At 59.4% G+C, this 15,985-nt stretch carries 24 protein-coding genes; 3 read left to right on the top strand and 21 right to left on the bottom strand.

Features of this window, described 5'->3' with window-relative positions; translation table 11 throughout:
- Window positions 1-323 precede the first annotated feature (323 nt).
- Both FHW85_RS21970 and FHW85_RS21965 read right to left on the bottom strand, forming a co-directional pair.
- Window positions 324-491, bottom strand: a complete 168-nt coding sequence (locus FHW85_RS21970; RefSeq protein ID WP_168649666.1) for a hypothetical protein — start codon at window positions 489-491, stop codon at window positions 324-326.
- A 66-nt stretch (window positions 492-557) separates the two neighbouring features.
- Window positions 558-995, bottom strand: a complete 438-nt coding sequence (locus FHW85_RS21965; protein WP_168649665.1) for a hypothetical protein — start codon at window positions 993-995, stop codon at window positions 558-560.
- A gap of 275 nt (window positions 996-1,270) precedes the next feature.
- Here FHW85_RS21965 and FHW85_RS21960 point away from each other — a divergent pair, with 275 nt between their 5' ends.
- Window positions 1,271-1,825, top strand: a complete 555-nt coding sequence (locus FHW85_RS21960) for a YaeQ family protein (RefSeq protein ID WP_168649664.1) — start codon at window positions 1,271-1,273, stop codon at window positions 1,823-1,825.
- Between the two features lie 580 nt (window positions 1,826-2,405).
- On the opposite strand, the gene FHW85_RS21955 is transcribed toward FHW85_RS21960, so the two are convergent.
- The 10 genes from FHW85_RS21955 to FHW85_RS21910 form a co-directional block, all read right to left on the bottom strand.
- Window positions 2,406-3,233, bottom strand: a complete 828-nt coding sequence (locus FHW85_RS21955; protein ID WP_168649663.1) for a hypothetical protein — start codon at window positions 3,231-3,233, stop codon at window positions 2,406-2,408.
- Between the two features lie 966 nt (window positions 3,234-4,199).
- Window positions 4,200-4,655, bottom strand: a complete 456-nt coding sequence (locus tag FHW85_RS21950; RefSeq protein WP_168649662.1) for a hypothetical protein — start codon at window positions 4,653-4,655, stop codon at window positions 4,200-4,202.
- 37 nt (window positions 4,656-4,692) lie between these two features.
- Entirely contained in the window at window positions 4,693-5,262 is a 570-nt protein-coding gene (locus FHW85_RS21945; protein WP_168649661.1) for a dihydrofolate reductase family protein, read from the bottom strand.
- 9 nt (window positions 5,263-5,271) lie between these two features.
- The gene (locus FHW85_RS21940; RefSeq protein WP_167253120.1) at window positions 5,272-5,697 is read right to left on the bottom strand and encodes a hypothetical protein; all 426 of its coding nucleotides are present in this window, start codon (window positions 5,695-5,697) and stop codon (window positions 5,272-5,274) included.
- 66 nt (window positions 5,698-5,763) lie between these two features.
- Window positions 5,764-6,150, bottom strand: coding sequence for a hypothetical protein (locus tag FHW85_RS21935; RefSeq protein WP_168649660.1), 387 nt, complete (start codon window positions 6,148-6,150; stop codon window positions 5,764-5,766).
- Between the two features lie 74 nt (window positions 6,151-6,224).
- Window positions 6,225-6,680 carry a hypothetical protein gene (locus tag FHW85_RS21930; RefSeq protein WP_168649659.1) on the bottom strand — a complete coding sequence of 152 codons (456 nt, stop codon included), beginning with the start codon at window positions 6,678-6,680 and terminating at the stop codon, window positions 6,225-6,227.
- 71 nt (window positions 6,681-6,751) lie between these two features.
- Window positions 6,752-7,066 carry a hypothetical protein gene (locus FHW85_RS21925; RefSeq protein WP_168649658.1) on the bottom strand — a complete coding sequence of 105 codons (315 nt, stop codon included), beginning with the start codon at window positions 7,064-7,066 and terminating at the stop codon, window positions 6,752-6,754.
- 87 nt (window positions 7,067-7,153) lie between these two features.
- The gene (locus FHW85_RS21920) at window positions 7,154-7,741 is read right to left on the bottom strand and encodes a hypothetical protein (RefSeq protein WP_168649657.1); all 588 of its coding nucleotides are present in this window, start codon (window positions 7,739-7,741) and stop codon (window positions 7,154-7,156) included.
- A gap of 78 nt (window positions 7,742-7,819) precedes the next feature.
- A complete protein-coding gene (locus FHW85_RS21915) occupies window positions 7,820-8,263 on the bottom strand; it encodes an ABC transporter permease (protein ID WP_168649656.1) in 444 nt (147 codons plus the stop codon).
- Window positions 8,260-8,898, bottom strand: coding sequence for a DUF5671 domain-containing protein (locus tag FHW85_RS21910; protein WP_167253134.1), 639 nt, complete (start codon window positions 8,896-8,898; stop codon window positions 8,260-8,262). Before FHW85_RS21910 ends, FHW85_RS21915 begins: the two co-directional genes overlap by 4 nt.
- Before the next feature lie 296 nt (window positions 8,899-9,194).
- On the opposite strand from FHW85_RS21910, the gene FHW85_RS21905 reads away from it, so the two are divergent.
- Window positions 9,195-9,551: a DUF1428 domain-containing protein gene (locus FHW85_RS21905; RefSeq protein ID WP_167253136.1), complete on the top strand. Its 357-nt coding sequence runs from the start codon at window positions 9,195-9,197 to the stop codon at window positions 9,549-9,551.
- 158 nt (window positions 9,552-9,709) lie between these two features.
- Here the strand turns inward: FHW85_RS21905 and FHW85_RS21900 are convergent, their stop codons facing one another.
- A complete protein-coding gene (locus FHW85_RS21900) occupies window positions 9,710-10,120 on the bottom strand; it encodes an ammonium transporter (protein WP_168649655.1) in 411 nt (136 codons plus the stop codon).
- Window positions 10,117-10,449 carry an autorepressor SdpR family transcription factor gene (locus FHW85_RS21895; RefSeq protein WP_167253140.1) on the bottom strand — a complete coding sequence of 111 codons (333 nt, stop codon included), beginning with the start codon at window positions 10,447-10,449 and terminating at the stop codon, window positions 10,117-10,119. Before FHW85_RS21895 ends, FHW85_RS21900 begins: the two co-directional genes overlap by 4 nt.
- A 286-nt stretch (window positions 10,450-10,735) precedes the next feature.
- Here FHW85_RS21895 and FHW85_RS21890 point away from each other — a divergent pair, with 286 nt between their 5' ends.
- Window positions 10,736-11,053, top strand: coding sequence for a YkgJ family cysteine cluster protein (locus FHW85_RS21890; RefSeq protein ID WP_168649654.1), 318 nt, complete (start codon window positions 10,736-10,738; stop codon window positions 11,051-11,053).
- Window positions 11,054-11,077: 24 nt separating this feature from the next.
- Here the strand turns inward: FHW85_RS21890 and FHW85_RS21885 are convergent, their stop codons facing one another.
- The 7 genes from FHW85_RS21885 to FHW85_RS21855 all read right to left on the bottom strand — a co-directional run bounded on the left by FHW85_RS21885 (window position 11,078) and on the right by FHW85_RS21855 (window position 15,972).
- On the bottom strand, window positions 11,078-11,839 hold the full coding sequence (locus FHW85_RS21885) for an ABC transporter permease (protein ID WP_167253144.1): 762 nt from the start codon (window positions 11,837-11,839) through the stop codon (window positions 11,078-11,080).
- Window positions 11,836-12,783 (bottom strand): ABC transporter ATP-binding protein, encoded by a 948-nt coding sequence (locus FHW85_RS21880; protein ID WP_168649653.1) that lies wholly within the window; start codon window positions 12,781-12,783, stop codon window positions 11,836-11,838. Before FHW85_RS21880 ends, FHW85_RS21885 begins: the two co-directional genes overlap by 4 nt.
- Before the next feature lie 80 nt (window positions 12,784-12,863).
- Entirely contained in the window at window positions 12,864-13,223 is a 360-nt protein-coding gene (locus tag FHW85_RS21875) for a hypothetical protein (RefSeq protein ID WP_168649652.1), read from the bottom strand.
- Window positions 13,224-13,302: 79 nt separating this feature from the next.
- Window positions 13,303-13,611, bottom strand: coding sequence for a hypothetical protein (locus tag FHW85_RS21870; protein WP_168649651.1), 309 nt, complete (start codon window positions 13,609-13,611; stop codon window positions 13,303-13,305).
- Between the two features lie 92 nt (window positions 13,612-13,703).
- Entirely contained in the window at window positions 13,704-14,513 is an 810-nt protein-coding gene (locus FHW85_RS21865; RefSeq protein ID WP_168649650.1) for a DUF2310 family Zn-ribbon-containing protein, read from the bottom strand.
- Window positions 14,514-14,662: 149 nt separating this feature from the next.
- Complete coding sequence (locus FHW85_RS21860) at window positions 14,663-15,070, bottom strand: DUF2000 domain-containing protein (protein ID WP_168649649.1); 408 nt, start codon at window positions 15,068-15,070, stop codon at window positions 14,663-14,665.
- A 38-nt stretch (window positions 15,071-15,108) separates the two neighbouring features.
- Window positions 15,109-15,972: an AraC family transcriptional regulator gene (locus FHW85_RS21855; protein ID WP_168649648.1), complete on the bottom strand. Its 864-nt coding sequence runs from the start codon at window positions 15,970-15,972 to the stop codon at window positions 15,109-15,111.
- Window positions 15,973-15,985: the final 13 nt, after the last annotated feature.

Raw genomic sequence — 15,985 nt, 5'->3', positions numbered from 1 at the left:
CCATGGACATCTGGGAGGCCTTGCGCCAATGATGTTCGAGGCGGCTAACTCAAAATCCAGTAGCTAACCGTCTACGAAAGCGGGGGCGTACCACACATTCCGTAAAGATCGGTCGCCCCAGACATAGGTTTCAGTGTTCTCGGGGTGGCCTTGGATGGAGACTGAGCCGAGCTCGTAGTAAGCCCATATGCCTCCCGTGCGGCGGCAGAGCGAGCAGTTGCAACTCGTGGCTGTCGCGGGCGCTGCTGGAAGCGTGAGGAGGACTGCGCCGCAGTGGCAGGAGCCATGGAGGGATGGTGTGGGTTGTTCGTGGTTCATGGGGTTTATCGCGGTGCGCCCTCGAATGTGACTTGCTTGGGCAGCATGAAGGTCGGGACGTCAGCCGTGACCGCCGGCATCGAATACCGAATAGAAGCCGCATCCGTGGATTTGCGCTCGAACTTCACGTCCTTAAATCCAGGCTTCGACGTCAGTTGACCAATCTGGCTCATTCCATGTTCTCCCTCTGGGAGAAATCTGGGTGTGGCGCAATATCCGCTTCGGATCGAGAGCGAACATCAGATCTCCTCCTGATGCATATCCCTACTGGGTGCGGCATCCATGTGGGCTCGCTCCGAAAGCACCGCCTTGGCGCTCTTGAAGAAAAGAACACCCAGCAATAAAACCAGCGTCTGGGAGACCATATATCCGGCGGAGTGTGAAAACTCACCACCTCGTAGAAGCACGGCCAGCCAGAGCGCCGCACCCGAGAAAATGCAGATCGCCGACCAGGCCCTGACTACAAGATACGCCCACGTCTTGCGCGTATAGACCGAAAAGATAATTGATATCTGGATGGCGATTGGCAAAAGCGTTATCCATATGCCACTCATCAGGCCCAAGAGGTTCAAGGCCAGAAGTATCCCAACGGTCGAGTAGAGCGCCGGCACGTAGTAAGTCTCAAATTTACTTTGCATGACCATCACTCCCCTTGATGGTGGCTCCAAGACTTCCATCGGTTGCGCTCCTGCGCAGAGCCCCTAAGGTCCGCTTTGGGTCGAAAGCGGACTAATGCTAGCTCGTTATCCCACGCCGGCGGGTTGATCGGAACAGCGGGCAGAATTGGCGTCACAGACCACGGCGTGAGCCCGACTCTGCATTCGATGGACGACTACGGCCAACCTCCTGGCATGGCCGCAAGACGGGCGGCCCAAGCATGGCCCCCGGTGTCCCCCCCCCCGGGGCAAAGCCGCGTAAAATGGTCGCTTTACGCCCACTCAAGTGCCCCCCCATGGCCCTCACCGCCACCATCCACAAGGCCGAACTGTCGATCAGCGACATGGACCGGCACTACTACGCCACCCACGCATTGACCCTCGCCCGGCATCCGTCGGAAACCGAGGAGCGATTGATGGCGCGCCTGCTCGCGTTCACGCTGTATGCCGACGAACGGCTGGAGTTCGGCAAGGGGCTCAGCGACACCGACGAACCGGCCCTGTGGCGCAAGGCCTATACCGACGAGATCGAGCTGTGGATCGACGTCGGCCTGCCTGATGAAACACGCTTGCGCAAAGCCTGCAACCAGTCGCGGCACGTCGTGGTGCTGGCCTATGGCGGCCATGCCGCCGACGTCTGGTGGAGCAAGATCGCCAGCACGCTCACCCGCCACGACAACCTCAGCGTGCTCGCCATCGACCACGCCGACATGCAGCAACTGGCTGCCCTGTGCGAGCGCAGCATGCGCCTGCAATGCCTGATCCAGGACGGCGAACTGCAACTCATCGCCGGCGACCTCACGCTGCCGATCCGTCCGGCTATCCGCAAGGGTGAGTACGCTGTCGCTTGAGAAAGTGCCCTTGCTCCGTTTTGAAACGTCCGCCGTGGGTCGAAAGCAGACTTTCAACTACCTTGCCGAAGTCGTCGAGTTCTCCGCCGAATCAAGCAGCCAAGCCAGGAGCAGCAGCCCAGCGACCACGGGAATAGTCCATGCCAACGTGCTCATCACGGTCGGCGGTTCCCCGGAGTAATCCATGGCGGCAAACGGGTTGAAAACCCCGATTGGAATAATGATCGCCCCAAGAAGGGAGAATGCGGCCGCCACGCGGCGTGCATATCGGTTCATACGCACCAACCCTGTGGCGAGAGTCAGCAGTCCGATCGATAGCGCCGCCGCGCCGTCGGGCGCTATCTGCCCCCGAGTTGCTCCGTAACCCGCATCGCCGGCCCACCAAACGCACCAGCCGGCTATGGGGCTTGCCGTAGCAACCGTGCAAGCGAGCTAGTCCAAAGCCCCGCTGCGGGAATTTCGAATGCGAAGACTGATCGCCATTCCGTTTGAGCGGGTAGGTTTTCATCTGGACAGCCCGAACCTCATCTTCGCTAAAAATGGAGTTTCTGCTTCGGGTCGAAAGCGGACATTTGACGATTCAATGATGGAATGCCAAAAGTTCAATACGTAGCTGCTTGAGTGTCGAACCAATGCGCCCGAGGCTTGCTCCCTCCACCTGGGCCAATATCTCACTCCGATTGGGCATCTCCATCGTCGCCCAGCACGTAAGATCCTTTCGCTGATCGATTCCCGGCTCTACTGTGGGCGCCACGTATTTATCCATCGTCGACCAACATGTCACGTAGCCCACATCGCGCGGCTCCATGATGAAGTAATGCATCTTTGATTCGGAGCCTATGTATCGAAGTTCCGAGAACGTCTTCTGGCTGAGAGACGTCTGCATGAGTTTAAGATGAAGATCCGATCCATCGTGCGGGCTACTAGAAATCCCGCCTCGCGGATAGCTTTCTTCAGATAAAACCCTTACAAGCACTTGACATTCGTCGGGTTGAATGCACCTACCGAATGCATTGTTCCGCCAGAAGGCTCTCAGCTCCCAATGCTGCACTTTACCGTTGATGTCTTTTCTGATGCTCGTTTCAAAATTATCAGGAATGGTCCAGAGCAACCCGTCGGCCATAAATCTGACGAAGTATCTGCCACCCGTGTCGTTGATCAGAGCATCGTTATAAGTGCCTGCGTAAACCATCGCCTTTGCGACGAGTTCTTCGTGTGTGGCGTCGTTCGGCTGCGGACGTGCATCGCGTAAGCACCGCGCGCCGACGCCTAATTCAATTCTCTGTATCTGAGCCTGTTGCTGACCTGGAAGGGTGCAAGACCATGATTGCTCTCCATGCCCCAGACCAATGGGACGAAAATCACCTTCAGCTAGATGAGCCCTGACGTCGCCAACTGGATCGGACACGTTAAGCGAACTCAGGTCTCCCTGGAGCGCGTGAGTAGCGGCGTCCGAACTAATCCTGTCCGAAGGCGTACATCCTGCTAGAGCCAGGTTGATGACGACTAGCCACGCGATCCTTGGCATCCTTCCTCCCATGTGTTGATCTTCACAATGTCCGCTTCGGGTCGATAGCGGACAGTTCACATGTCGTATCCAGCCTGGTCGAGTTGCTCACGTATCCGCAATGAGAAATCGATGATCTGGGCTTTGCTGAAGTGCGTGTAGGTGGGCAGCGAACCTTCTGGGATATTCAGAAGCAGCGCAGAGCCACATGAGATTACAAATCGAAGCTCGTCCGATGTGAGCCGAACATCAATTGTGCCACTCATAGATTCCCCTTTCCTAGATGGCGTCCGCTTCGGGTCGATAGCGGACCTTACTGCAAGCGTGAAGGACTCCAGGCCATCAGGCTTCAGAATCCGCAAAGAATTGGTGAGCTGCCCCAGCAAGGACCGCCAATTGCCCGAGCTCGCTGCTGATACCGGCTGTGACGTGCCACCCCTCATCGCTGCCGGGAAGTCCACTAAGAGTTACCTTGAAGGTTACGACCCCTCCAGCGGTGCAAGTGGCGGAAATTTCGAATTCGCCCCCAAGGGTTGACCAAGAATTCGCGCCCTTCCAAGGAAGCCGGTTGGTAGCCAACTCTTCCATCCACCGAGCGAGCCCTTTGGAGTCGGTAAAAGCGGAAACCCACTGCGTTGCCCTCACACCGCGCCCCTGGATCTCGACGATGAACTCATCACCGCGGCGATCTAGGAATCGAACTTCCCTATCTGATGAATTCGAGTGAATTACGAACATCCATGCATTCTCAAAAGTTGGTGGTGGCGCCGTACAGCTAAGTTCCTATATGTCCGTTTTGAGTTGAAAGCGGACCTTGCGTTTTTCCAAGTGCCCCGCCCAAGAACTGGATCGGATTGTCATCGACGGTCAGGGTTGTTCATGAGCGTCATCCAATTCCTGGGCTGTATTAAGAAGAGCCATGAGCTCCTTAGGGCTCGTCAACCCAGCCAGCGTTATGTCCGCCAGGCCGAACTTTGGCGTCTTCTTGTCTAACTTGACCAGCTCATCATCGAGCTTCACGGACTCGCTGAGCGAAGCTCGCGCAGACTCGATATCGCTATCCTCAATCTTCTGAAGAAGCCATGCGTTCTGTTTAAGACGAGCACGATCCGCGCCATGTGCGGCAACCGTGGCCACGGAAAGATGGCAGCTGAATCCAGACCAGAAAGCCATCCAAAGGCTACCAGCCCAGACCAGCGTTACCGCCCCGAAAAGCACCAGGACTTTCTTTCGCATCTCTACATCCTCGCCGTTGTCCAGCTTGAGGCGCCGATTAAAGTCATCGCGGACATCGCGACAAGCTCTTCGCGTGGCGCCGCTCATCCCATCGTCGCCATGCCTGCCTCGGATCGAATTCGGATCAGCGACGGACGCGATAACGGATATGTGTGGCATCCGGCGTATCGATCACCCGAACAATCTCCAATTCGACGCGCGACGGCAATACATCGAACAGTCGGAGGCCACCGCCAAACAGCACCGGGATCTGGTGGATCTGCAACTCGTCCAGCACGCCAGCCTCGAGCGCCCGTTGCGCCGTGTACGCGCCGAGCATCAGTACGTTGCGGTCCCCAGCGGCGGCCTTGGCCTGCGCCATGGCGCTCTCAATCCCGTCGAGCACGTACTTCACCAATGGATAGTTTGCCACCGAAGGGCCGGGCGGACGATGGCTTGGCACGATGATGGGGACACCGTGATTATCACCGCCCCAGTGATCGATCTGCTCCACCGTACGCCGTCCTGCCAGAATCGCGCCCGGTGAATTCCATTCGTCCCACAACTGCCCGACCGCCCCCGATGGCCGGAAGAAGTCTCCATACCATTCGTGCAGCCGGTCGAAGCCGTCGCCGCCGGGGTTGCCTGGTTCGTCGTTGGGGCCAGCGATATATCCGTCGAGCGACATGGACATGAAGAGCACTGATATCGGCATTTGAGTCTCCTACGGCCTCAATGAAGTTCCACAGAGCGCCGCATTGTCATCCAGATCTTTGATGGTCATGACCTTTCCGCCCTGAGGGTCAAACGCAACACCGCCGAAGTTCTTCACCAGCACCTCGGCGGATCGCATGGCTGCGATGCATTCATGCGCATCACCACCGAACGAAAGCTGGTAGGCAACGCCGCCGCTGACACCAGCCGCCACCACCATCGGGTAATCCGAGACGAGCTCCTTCGCGTCATTCCTGAAGAAGAAAAAGCCCGTGGTCTTGCCATCCACAACAAGGGGCAGAAAGCCACTGTGTTTGGCGAGGTCTACCGGGGCGACAAAGTGCATTTCGGGGCGACTCGCCCGCATGGCCTTTTGCCAGGCGTCGAAGTCTGGTGCCCGATTGAGTGCCAGGAATACGAAGATGTCGACTGACATTTAGCCTCCCAAGAGTCTGGCCATGTCGAACTATCTCAGATGTCCGCTTCGGGCCGGAAGCGGACTTTACCCTGCTCGCCAAGGGATGACCTTGGCAACCAGAACGAATGCTAGGTATGCGGCCGGCGTCGTCAGCACGCCCAGCCCAAAACGGGCCCAATAGTTCGCGGGCCTTCGAAGAAAAGAGAGTGCCAGCCCTCCCAGTGCGACCGCCAGGTAGGGGGCGAAAGTCATCACCCACATGGCGTAGAACGCAAAGATGTCTGACTTTCCCCTTGAGATGAGATAGCTGACCGCTATCGCGCCGTATAGACATAGCGCCGGAAAGAGCGCTCCAAGTATGACGATGGCTCTTGGTCGAACTTGGGGCCTTAGCGCCATGAATATAAGCAACCCGACTGGAATGCCGAGTTCCAAGGCGATCGCACCAATGGTCAAGATTGTCTCAGCCATGCTCCGTCCGCTTGGCTCCGTCCGCTTGCAGGCCGACTATGTGCATTTCATCCGCTTCGGGTCGAGAGCAGACGTTAGGCCTTCGAGAATACTTGGCGCCTGAAGTCGCGCAGCCAACCCTTCAATGCGCCGGGTCCACCAACGAAGTACCAGACAGACAATCCTCCGATACCCAGCAGTGTCCATTCCACACGGGACCAGAGATAGGGCCACGGCTTCTGCGCACCGTTGATCTCGTACGAGAACCCCCATCGATTCTTGGCAAATGTCCAACCCTCTACCAGGTAGCTCGGGTCAAACTGATAGATGAACGGCACAAAATCGTCCAGCTCCCCATCGGGACGACGCACTTCATAGTGAGCTACACAACGGTTGTTGAGTGGCTGCTCGCAAACATCGTGATGCGACTCGATCGTAAATCGACCGGTATAGAAGTATGTAGCTCCGATGCTCCACAAGCCCGTAGAGAAGGCCACGGAGGACCACACAAGCAGCAGTGTCGTGAAGACGAATCGTAGAACGTTCTCCATCGTTGCTTTCAATCCTCCGTTGCAGCGTGGCCAATGTCCGCTCTGGGGCGAGAGCGGACCTTTAGTACTTGCTACCGACCGATCTTCTCTCCGATGTAGCGCAATAGTGGCGCCGCATGGATAAGCATGAGCGAAGGCCCCGCTCCCTTGATGTCACCTTCTTGCTTTCGCAAGTTCAGAAGGAATTCCCAGCTGTCGCCAAGGCTCCCCACTCGATCGGCCTTCGGCACCTCTTTGGTCATGTCATACAAGAGGTCGCTGTCGACACCCCAGTAGTAATCCTGGTCAAGTCGAAGGTCAGGGCCGTTTATGGCTTCCACGTGGTCAAGGAGATCGTTCAAGATCCCGCGCAGCTCGCCTATGTTCACGACGGGATACTTGGTCATCGGATGATGCTTTCCTGGCGAGATCATGATCAGGTCCACTTCGGATGGAAACGGACCCGGGTTGCTACATAGAGTCTGAAGCGGACTTTATTCAACCTGCAAATACCGTCTTGCCCTGAATCCGCATGTGCCAATCTCGGCGGGACCAACCCGGCGTGCAATCACCTGGCCCACTGTTTTGTCCGCCGGTGCGGCGACACCGGCTCCCCAGGATTGGCCTGTTCCCGAAAGCGCTTCTGTGTCTCCTCGCAGAACCACCTCGTAACCGGCATCCGTCGATCGAAAGAGCGCTAGATGCAACCCGTCATTCCTTTGCGACCATACGGTCAGCGCCGGTCCTCGCGTATTGGCATAGCCGGCATAGTCGCGGTTCGCCAAGCGCCGAAGGAGGTAGCAGCCGTTCGCCTTTCCCCCCGACAGGACCGGTTGGAATCCCACGTCGAGTTTTTGTCCCTCGGAGCGCTCTATTCTGTCGGCAAGCAGAACAAAGACCCCCTCGACAACGGCATTCTTCACGCTGGCAAAGGAGCAGGGGCCACGGCAGATGATCACCTGATATGTGCCAACCAACTGCGTTTCCGTTGGCTCTGCTGCCGAAGCGGTCGTCAGGCAGATGCATCCGGTGACTGCAGCAAGTGCCGCAGCCGTTCTCAGCAGAAGTCTATGAGCAGCCATCAAGCGATCCTCATCCGTCAGGTTCTGCCATCGCTAAATAGGGTTAGGCATGCCACGCGCCCCCAAAGTGGCCACTGTTCAGAACGAAGGCGCCCCAGGCGATTTCCGGTCCATATCAAAACAGTGCTTTCCGGCGGGATGATGCCAACGCTGCCCGCCAGGAGGAATGTAGCCATCGCGCCCCACTTCTTCCGACTCGGATGCGGCATCGAAATCCGCGCACAGCCGATAGGTGTCGGGACCGGTCACCACATAGCCATACGCCACACCGCTGACCGGGTCGGTGGTATGGATCTGTTCCGCGTCGATTGCCACCAGGTCAGGCGGCAAGGACTTGTGCTGAGACCAGTAGCCCATGACCTGCAGCGAGATTCGGCTCAGGTCCGACACCCTGCGTCCATCCATCCGTAGCGCACGCTGGTGCGCTGGAGAGCCGACCACGGCCAGGCCGGCGATCACGGCTGCGGCCATGCCAATAGATACGGCGATCGCCAGCCATCGCACTCCCTTGCGCGGCATCATGCGACACGCTCGTCGCTGCGCAGATCCCAGAGGTAGTAGCCGAATACGGTGCAGGCTATTGCCGCGGCAACCAGCACCTTGAGCACGAAGCGCACGGTGATCTCGCCGCCGAGCACGCCGTCCACCAGGGTGATCAGGTCGCAGATGAGCACGACCGCGGCGACGAAGAGCGTCAAATAGGTAAGCCAGCGGCGTGCCGCGGATTGCCGCTTGATAGGCTGCCGCGCGACCTCGCCGCGGATCCTGCCGGAAATCCACAGGAAAACCGGGAAGGCGATGATGATCGAGGCAACGGACCAGCGCATGCTTTGCGATATCCCGTTGTTGTATGGCATGGCCATATCGGGGAAGGCGCGGTTGATCAGCTGGAACAGCAGGCTGCCGAAGTGATAGGCGCTCAGGTAGAGCGTGGTGAACAGCACCAGATAGATAAAGGTATCGCGTGCCGAAAGGTATGGCCGCGGCTTGGGAACCGGTACGGCGAAGTCCACGTCCGCGAATGCCGAGAGTGCGCCGCGCACCTGTTCCGGCGTCCAGCCTGCGTCTGTGAGCGCGGTTTCGATGCTTTGCCGGCTGCAACCACGTATCAGCGAACTGCGTACGAACCGCTCCAGGTCCTGCGTGCTGCTGGGCATAGGTGTTCCTCTTCCTTGATGAGTGATATCGAGCCGAATCTGAACTGTAATTCGAGCGCCACAGGGCGACGGTTGTGGCGAATGTCTGGCTTCTGCACTCCGGGGCTCGGCTGCCGACCTGGGCCAATAGCCCAGGTCCCGGATTTCCGGAAGCTTGCTGGGGCTGCGCCACTTTTGGCAAGGTTGGGCGCCTGGCGTGGCCTGGAAGGGCCGCCCCGTGTCGATCCCGCGCCCGCCCATTCGTCGCATCCATGAAGGCGACCATATCGGCCGCCCCTTCCGCTGAGGAAACTGCCATGTCCTACATCGATGGTTTCGTGATCGCCGTACCCAACGCCAACCGTGAAAAGTTCATTGCGCACGCCCGTACTTTCGACGCCATTTTCGTGGAATTCGGCGCTATTCGAGTGGTGGAGTGCTGGGGCGACGACGTGCCCGACGGCAAGGTCACCGACTTCCGCCGCGCCGTGCAGGCCACGCAGGATGAGTCCGTGGTGTTCTCCTGGGTGGAATGGCCCGACAAGGCCACCCGCGACGCCGGCATGGCGAAATTCATGCAGGACCCGCGCATGGAAGCCGCCGCTGACTGTCCTTTCGACGGCAAGCGGATGATCTTTGGGGGCTTCGTGTCGGTGGTCAGTCTGCCGGGCTGATCTTGCCGCGAGGGCAAAGCATCCGTTGGCCGAGCTTTGCTGCCGTAATCCCATAGTTTGGCCGTACTGGCCAAACTATGGTTCTGCGCACGGCGTGATCTCATAGGATTTGGGCGTCACCAAGAACTCCCTTGGTGCGTGCCACTGGGCTGAAGACCTCAGCTACTTCTCCGCGCATCGTGGATGACGCACTTCCACGCGGCGTAGCCAAGCATGACCGCTACGCCCGCGCCGACCGCAACCATCGAGCCGGTGCGTGCAAGTTCCTGCGGCGCGAATGCCCACAATGCGGTCCACACCAGGAAGGCCAGCGTCATGGCCCAGCCGCCGACGCGACCTATGGCCTGTGCCAGCGTGGCGTGCTGAACGGAGCGGGGCGAGCCTTGCATCCTCTTCGGCAAGGCGTTGCAGAAGACCGCGAGGGCGAGGCCGATGATGATGTTGTTTCCGCGCGTAACCAGCTCTGCGCCCACCCATCCTTGTTTGTGGGCTACGGTGAGCAGCAGGGCGCCGGCGATCATGGCGGCCGCGAGCTTGAGGCCGAAAAGGATTTCTTTTCTCGCGCTCATCTGGAGGCTCCTTTACGGGATGCTTTGAGCTTGGCCTTGCCGGCGGATTCCGCGGTCGCGCGTGTGCCGGCGCCGATGCCGAACAGCTGGGTAAAGCTCAGCAGTGCGTCTTCCAGCACCGACAGCTTCAGCTGGTAAATGATGCTGGTGCCGATCTTGTGCGCCTCGATCAGATCGGCTTCGCGCAGTACCGCGAAGTGCGCCGACATGGTGGGCCGCGATACGGGAAAACAGTCCGAAAGCTCGCCTGCGCTCATGGAGCGCTGGCGCAGCAGCTCCAGCACTTTGCGGCGGGTGGGATCGGCCAGGGCTTTGAAGACGGCGTTCATGGCCGCTATTTAGTTAATCATCTAAATTAGAGTCAAGTAAAATTTCGATGATTGCCTAAATTGCCGTCGGCACGCGGGGAAACTAACACTTGGCCCGCCGCGGACGCGTATGCTTGCAAAATTAAGCCTTGTGCCAAGCGCACCCTCACTACGCACGCGGCGGAGCTGCCGTCGTCCTCGTGAGTCCACTCGTATCCCGCGCGTGCCGGATGGCCGCGGCCCCCGGCGAACCGTCGTACGACGGCCATCTCCTGCCTTATCCCCCATCCCTGGAAACCCCTAGCGCATGACCTCTGCCGAACGTCCCGCCGCCGCACGCTGTTCTTCCTGCGAAGCTGTCTGCTGCCGCCTCATGGTGGTTCTGCAACCGGAAGAATCGATTCCCGATCACCTCACCACGTATTCGCCCAAAGGGTATCGCGTGATGAAGCGCGGCGAGGACGGCTGGTGCGTGGCCATGAACAGCGTGCAGATGAATTGCGGCATCTACGAAACGCGCCCCGCCGTGTGCCGCCGCTTTGTGATGAATGGGCCCTATTGCAGGGCCATTCGCGAGGACTACAGCCGCGACGCGGCCAAGGCACTGCAAGAGTCAGCCAGGTAACGGCTGTGCCGAGCTGCTGCGTTCCTACGAACGCAGCTTGTAGCCGGTACGGAAGATCCAGGCGATGGCCACGATGCAGACCAGCAGAAAGGCCAGCGTCATGCTCGCGCTCAATACGACATTGACGTCGGACTGCCCGTAGAAGCTCCAGCGAAAACCGCTGATCAGGTACACCACGGGATTGAACAGCGCCACCTTCTGCCAGAACGGCGGCAGCATGCCGATCGAATAGAACGCGCCGCCGAGAAAGGTGAGCGGGGTGACCACCATCAGCGGGATCACCTGCAGTTTCTGGAAGTCATCGGCCCACAGGCCGATGATGAAACCGAAGGAGCTGAAGGTGATGGCGGTGAGCAGCAGGAAGACCATCATCCACAGCGGGTGCATGATGCTGTAGGGCACGAAGAAACGCGCGGTAATCAGGATCAACAAGCCCAGCATCACCGATTTGGTGGACGCCGCCCCGACATAGCCCAGCACTGCCTCCAGCGGCGAAACGGGCGCGGAGAGCAGCTCGTAAATCGTGCCCGACCACTTGGGCAGGTAAATGCCGAAAGAGGCATTGGAAATGCTTTCGTTGAGCAGCGAAAGCATGATCAGCCCGGGAATGATGAAGGCGCCGTAGCTGGTCCCGCCGATCTCGCCCATGCGCGAACCGATGGCGGTGCCGAACACGATGAAATACAGCGACGTCGACAGCACCGGCGACACGATGCTCTGGGTCAGCGTGCGGAAGGTGCGGGCCATCTCGAAGCGGTAGATGGCGCGAATGGCTGGAATGTTCATCGCGTCCCCCGCACCAGGCTGACGAAAATATCTTCGAGCGAGCTTTCCATCGTATGCAGGTCCTTGAAGTCCACCCCGCGATCGCCCAGCTTGCGCAGCAGTACCGCAATGCCGGTGTCGTCGCTCTGGGCGTCGAAGGTGTAGGTCAGCGTGGCGCCGTCGTCGGCGAGCTCCAGCGCGTAGTCGTCCAGCCCTTCGGGCAGCGCCTGGATGGGCGCCTTGAGGCTGATGGACAGCTGCTTCTTGCCCAGCTTGCGCATCAGCGCATGCTTGTCTTCGACCAGGATCAGTTCGCCGCGGGTGATCACGCCCACCCGGTCGGCCATTTCCTCGGCCTCCTCGATGTAATGCGTGGTCAGGATGACCGTGACGCCGGTGGCGCGGAGCGCGCGCACCATCTGCCACATGTCGTGGCGTAGCTCCACGTCCACGCCGGCGGTGGGCTCGTCCAGGAACAGGATGCTCGGCTCGTGCGCCAGCGCCTTGGCGATCAGGACGCGGCGCTTCATGCCGCCGGAGAGCGTCATGATCTTCGCGTCTTTCTTTTCCCACAGCGAAAGGTCGCGCAATACCTTTTCGATGTGCTGGTCGTCGCGGGCGCGGCCGAACAAGCCTCGGCTGAATCTGACCGCAGCCCACACCGTTTCGAAGGCGTCCGTCGACAGCTCCTGCGGCACCAGGCCGATCTTCGACCGCGTAACGCGGTAATCGCGCAGCACGTCGGCACCATCGGCATGCACGGTGCCGGAACTGGGCTTGACGATGCCGCAGATAATGCTGATCAGCGTGGTCTTGCCGGCGCCATTGGGGCCGAGCAACGCAAAGATCTCGCCCCGCTTGATGTCCAGGTCCACTGACTTCAGCGCCTGGAAACCGTTCTTGTACGTCTTGCTGATGCCCCGGATAGAAATAGCGTGCGGCGGCAATGCGGCCTGTTCGCTCATGGTGTTCCCTGGTGTGGCGTGTCGCGGCGTCCGGGGAGTCTACGCCCGCCTTGGCCAGATACGAAGCGGGGGTGAATTCATCAGGCTGGGTTGAACTCGCGGATCACTTCGATGAGGCCGACGATGTTGTCGTTCAGTGCTTGCAGATCTTCTGCCGGGACCCACCATTCGGTGTGGTGAGATCCGCCTACGCGCTGCACTGGGTATTTGCTCATGAAGGACGTGCGGACCTGGAAGCGGGTGACGGCGCCGTAGCCGCTGTCGCGTATGTTCCAAGTGCTGGCAATTTCGGTGGCGTATTGTTCGTTGGTGACCGGGTAGAAGATGGGCTGGTCGGGGAGGCGCGGGGGCCAGCGTTTGAAGTCGGCTTCGCGCAGGAGTTCCCATTCCTTGGGGCCGATGGGGCGGTAGAGCACGGTCAGTTCTTCGGAAATCGCCATATAAGGTTTCGTCCTTCCTTGGTCAGCTTTCTTGTACCGGTTTTTGGCCGGTCGTTGATAAAAACCACCATTTGAAGCCTCAATCGCCCGCTTGCTTGGCTCGTACAAGCCCGCATTCAGCACAGTAACTCGCCCTGGGCGTACGTAGCGGCTTTCCACACGCTCCACATGGCGGACCGAACAGGCTGGCTCTGTGGTGCCAAAGGACATCGGGATTCGATTCCATGGCGCCAGTCAACTGCTGGTAGCGAGACAGCGCCTCGTCACCGAATCCCTGGCTGAGTGCCTCGGCCAGCGATGCCCCGGCATTTCGCCGGAATTCCTGGATCCTCGACATCATGATCGAAAGGAGGGAGGCGACCTCCGGCCATTCGTGCTCGTCGAGCATGGGTACGTTCCGCTTGCATCTCCAGCAATAGAGCGTCTCTGCCATGAGTATCTTTTCCTTGCGCGCTGAGGCTGGAGCCCGCGCCTTTTTGGCTAGCTTGTGGTGGGCTCAGAGCGGGAAGCCATTAACCATCTGCGATCGAGCGCTATGTTGGACAGCAAGTGGCAGTGATCGCATTTGAAGTCGAATAGATCGTGGAGTCGAGGCGTCAGTCGCCACTCGTTTCCGCAGCCTGGGCAGCGTCGTTCAAGTTCAGTGCGAAGGCTTCGGCCGTAGTAACGGTACAGGTAGTAGTAGTAAGGTCGTCCGCTTGAATTCGCGAGAGTTTTGCAGCATTCCAGACCGCTTTTACTCAGATTGCTCTCGATGTTTGATAGCTCTCGCGTTGCAGCACGCTCGAGCACGGCGCAGTTCATCTGAAGGGTGTCGCAGCTTTGATAATTGGATTGCCACGATATGACGTCAGAATATTCATCGCTCGATGTGGCTTTCATGCGATATAGCGCGATCGGGCCGAAGCAGTCGATGCATCGTATCGGTGATACCAAAGTGACGTATGTAGTGAAGAGCACATAAGCGCTGGGGCTGGAGCACGAACACGGCGATAGGGATTCGATGTGCTTGCCAAGCACCTCGGTTGCCAAGAGCAACCCCTTCATTTCGCAGCGTGCTATGGCTTTATTTACATACTTGTTGTTGAAGCGATCATCCAGTGATTGTTCTTCGGGGCAGAGTACCGTCGTTGAAAAGGCCTCCCCATGGGCGTGGATTGGCCATTCGCTTCCATAGATTTGCCCATTCATGCGCCAGGCCGCCAGCAAATCCCCGATGAGATCGCTGACCGATTCCTCCACCGCGTCGTCCGCTATCGCGGTTGCAAAGGAGACTAGATTTACGTACATGAGGATCCTTTCCCCCGTTCCTTGATCGCCATTATTGGTGACGCATGGCGTCTATGAGAACCCCATGCCTGTCGAGTAGAAACGGAACCCGATATAGGGACGAGCGCAGTTAATTGCCTTTAACTACTCCCGTCCCCGATCACCCCATCTCAAGGATGAAGGGCCAGCCCCTTGATCGCTTTGTCGACAGCTTTCTTCGGGCCACGCAGCCCCAGGCCCACCAGATCCATATTGCCGGGATCTTCGGCGAGGAAAGCGTTCCGGTTCGCCTCGTCATGTCCGGTGGAGAACATGGAGAAGACATAGGGGACGATCGTCAGTTGTCCCTGCAGCGCCATTCTCTGAGCGGCCTGGAGGCCGGCCAGGCCGGCCTGGAAAATCAGGATGGGCTGGCCGAGCATGTTCCCGTAGCGATGGCCGGCGGCATCGACATAGGGAAGGCCCAAGGCATCGGGCGCGGCGGCGGCGATGCCGGTCGCCAGGAAGGCCGTCACGTTGAGACGCTGCCAGCCGGGCAGATCGTCGCGGACGATAAGGGCGACCTTCGTATCGAACATGCCGCTCTCCTTTCAAAGATTGAAAGCAGACATTCTCTTCAGGGGGCGGCGGAGCGGTCTAGAACGTTTGTGCATTGGCCCTGGTAGGCGGCGGGCGAAAGGCGATAGGCCCGCTGGAACCAACGCCCCATATGGCTCTGGTCGGAAAAGCCCACGTCCAGTGCGACCTGGCCCGGCGCCGCGCCGCCGGCGAGCAAGGCCCTGGCCGCCCGCAATCGCAGGCGCACCAGGTAGGCGTGCGGCGAAAGGCCGAAGCTGCGCTTGAATTGCCGGGTCAGACGGAAGCGGTCGATCCCGGATTGATGAGCCAGCTCGTCCAGGCCGATGTCACGGGACATGTGCTCATGGAGAAAATCGCGGGCGCGGAGCATCTGTTCCGGTGAGCCCTGGGCCGGTGCGGCGATCGCGCCGGTGTGCGCGCTGAGGCGTCGTACCAGCGCGTCCAGGCATTGGTCGCGCGCCAGCCTGGCTTCCTTGAAATGAAGCGCGAGGAAGGCGTTGTGGATGGTGTCGCGCAGACGATCGTCGGTGGCCACCGTGCTTCGAAAGGCAGAGCCGATACCGGATGCGTCCGGTGCATCGAGCCGGCCGGCCATCGACGACAGCCATCGCTGCGGCAGATAAAGCATGGCGTAGGTAAAGCCGATGTCCTGCGGAGCGTAGCCATCGTGAACCGCGCCGGGCTCGATCAGCATCACTCGCCCCTCGGTACTGCGATGGGTGGTTCGATGACACCGGAACTGCTGAACACCTTGCTGCGTCACCCCGACGAGCACTTCGTCATGATCGTGAGGATCGTAAGCGTGGCCCCGGAAATGCGCGTGCACGGTCTCGATCCCCGTGTCGGGATCGCGGGAGATCCGGATCCAGTCGTTGCTGAGGTTTTCGGTGCCCTGTTTCATATAAGACGGCAGG

Source organism: Dyella sp. SG609 (assembly GCF_012275375.1).
Taxonomy (GTDB): Bacteria; Pseudomonadota; Gammaproteobacteria; order Xanthomonadales; family Rhodanobacteraceae; genus Dyella_D; species Dyella_D marensis.
This window is presented reverse-complemented; position numbering and strand designations above follow the sequence as displayed.

Coding starts and splice junctions, on each gene's coding strand:
- FHW85_RS21970 (WP_168649666.1), bottom strand. CDS start 491: ATGAGCCAGATTGGTCAACTGACGTCGAAGCCTGGATTTAAGGACGTG.
- FHW85_RS21965 (WP_168649665.1), bottom strand. CDS start 995: ATGGAAGTCTTGGAGCCACCATCAAGGGGAGTGATGGTCATGCAAAGT.
- FHW85_RS21960 (WP_168649664.1), top strand. CDS start 1,271: ATGGCCCTCACCGCCACCATCCACAAGGCCGAACTGTCGATCAGCGAC.
- FHW85_RS21950 (WP_168649662.1), bottom strand. CDS start 4,655: ATGAGCGGCGCCACGCGAAGAGCTTGTCGCGATGTCCGCGATGACTTT.
- FHW85_RS21945 (WP_168649661.1), bottom strand. CDS start 5,262: ATGCCGATATCAGTGCTCTTCATGTCCATGTCGCTCGACGGATATATC.
- FHW85_RS21940 (WP_167253120.1), bottom strand. CDS start 5,697: ATGTCAGTCGACATCTTCGTATTCCTGGCACTCAATCGGGCACCAGAC.
- FHW85_RS21935 (WP_168649660.1), bottom strand. CDS start 6,150: ATGGCTGAGACAATCTTGACCATTGGTGCGATCGCCTTGGAACTCGGC.
- FHW85_RS21930 (WP_168649659.1), bottom strand. CDS start 6,680: ATGGAGAACGTTCTACGATTCGTCTTCACGACACTGCTGCTTGTGTGG.
- FHW85_RS21925 (WP_168649658.1), bottom strand. CDS start 7,066: ATGACCAAGTATCCCGTCGTGAACATAGGCGAGCTGCGCGGGATCTTG.
- FHW85_RS21920 (WP_168649657.1), bottom strand. CDS start 7,741: ATGGCTGCTCATAGACTTCTGCTGAGAACGGCTGCGGCACTTGCTGCA.
- FHW85_RS21915 (WP_168649656.1), bottom strand. CDS start 8,263: ATGATGCCGCGCAAGGGAGTGCGATGGCTGGCGATCGCCGTATCTATT.
- FHW85_RS21910 (WP_167253134.1), bottom strand. CDS start 8,898: ATGCCCAGCAGCACGCAGGACCTGGAGCGGTTCGTACGCAGTTCGCTG.
- FHW85_RS21905 (WP_167253136.1), top strand. CDS start 9,195: ATGTCCTACATCGATGGTTTCGTGATCGCCGTACCCAACGCCAACCGT.
- FHW85_RS21900 (WP_168649655.1), bottom strand. CDS start 10,120: ATGAGCGCGAGAAAAGAAATCCTTTTCGGCCTCAAGCTCGCGGCCGCC.
- FHW85_RS21895 (WP_167253140.1), bottom strand. CDS start 10,449: ATGAACGCCGTCTTCAAAGCCCTGGCCGATCCCACCCGCCGCAAAGTG.
- FHW85_RS21890 (WP_168649654.1), top strand. CDS start 10,736: ATGACCTCTGCCGAACGTCCCGCCGCCGCACGCTGTTCTTCCTGCGAA.
- FHW85_RS21885 (WP_167253144.1), bottom strand. CDS start 11,839: ATGAACATTCCAGCCATTCGCGCCATCTACCGCTTCGAGATGGCCCGC.
- FHW85_RS21880 (WP_168649653.1), bottom strand. CDS start 12,783: ATGAGCGAACAGGCCGCATTGCCGCCGCACGCTATTTCTATCCGGGGC.
- FHW85_RS21875 (WP_168649652.1), bottom strand. CDS start 13,223: ATGGCGATTTCCGAAGAACTGACCGTGCTCTACCGCCCCATCGGCCCC.
- FHW85_RS21870 (WP_168649651.1), bottom strand. CDS start 13,611: ATGCTCGACGAGCACGAATGGCCGGAGGTCGCCTCCCTCCTTTCGATC.
- FHW85_RS21865 (WP_168649650.1), bottom strand. CDS start 14,513: ATGTACGTAAATCTAGTCTCCTTTGCAACCGCGATAGCGGACGACGCG.
- FHW85_RS21860 (WP_168649649.1), bottom strand. CDS start 15,070: ATGTTCGATACGAAGGTCGCCCTTATCGTCCGCGACGATCTGCCCGGC.
- FHW85_RS21855 (WP_168649648.1), bottom strand. CDS start 15,972: ATGAAACAGGGCACCGAAAACCTCAGCAACGACTGGATCCGGATCTCC.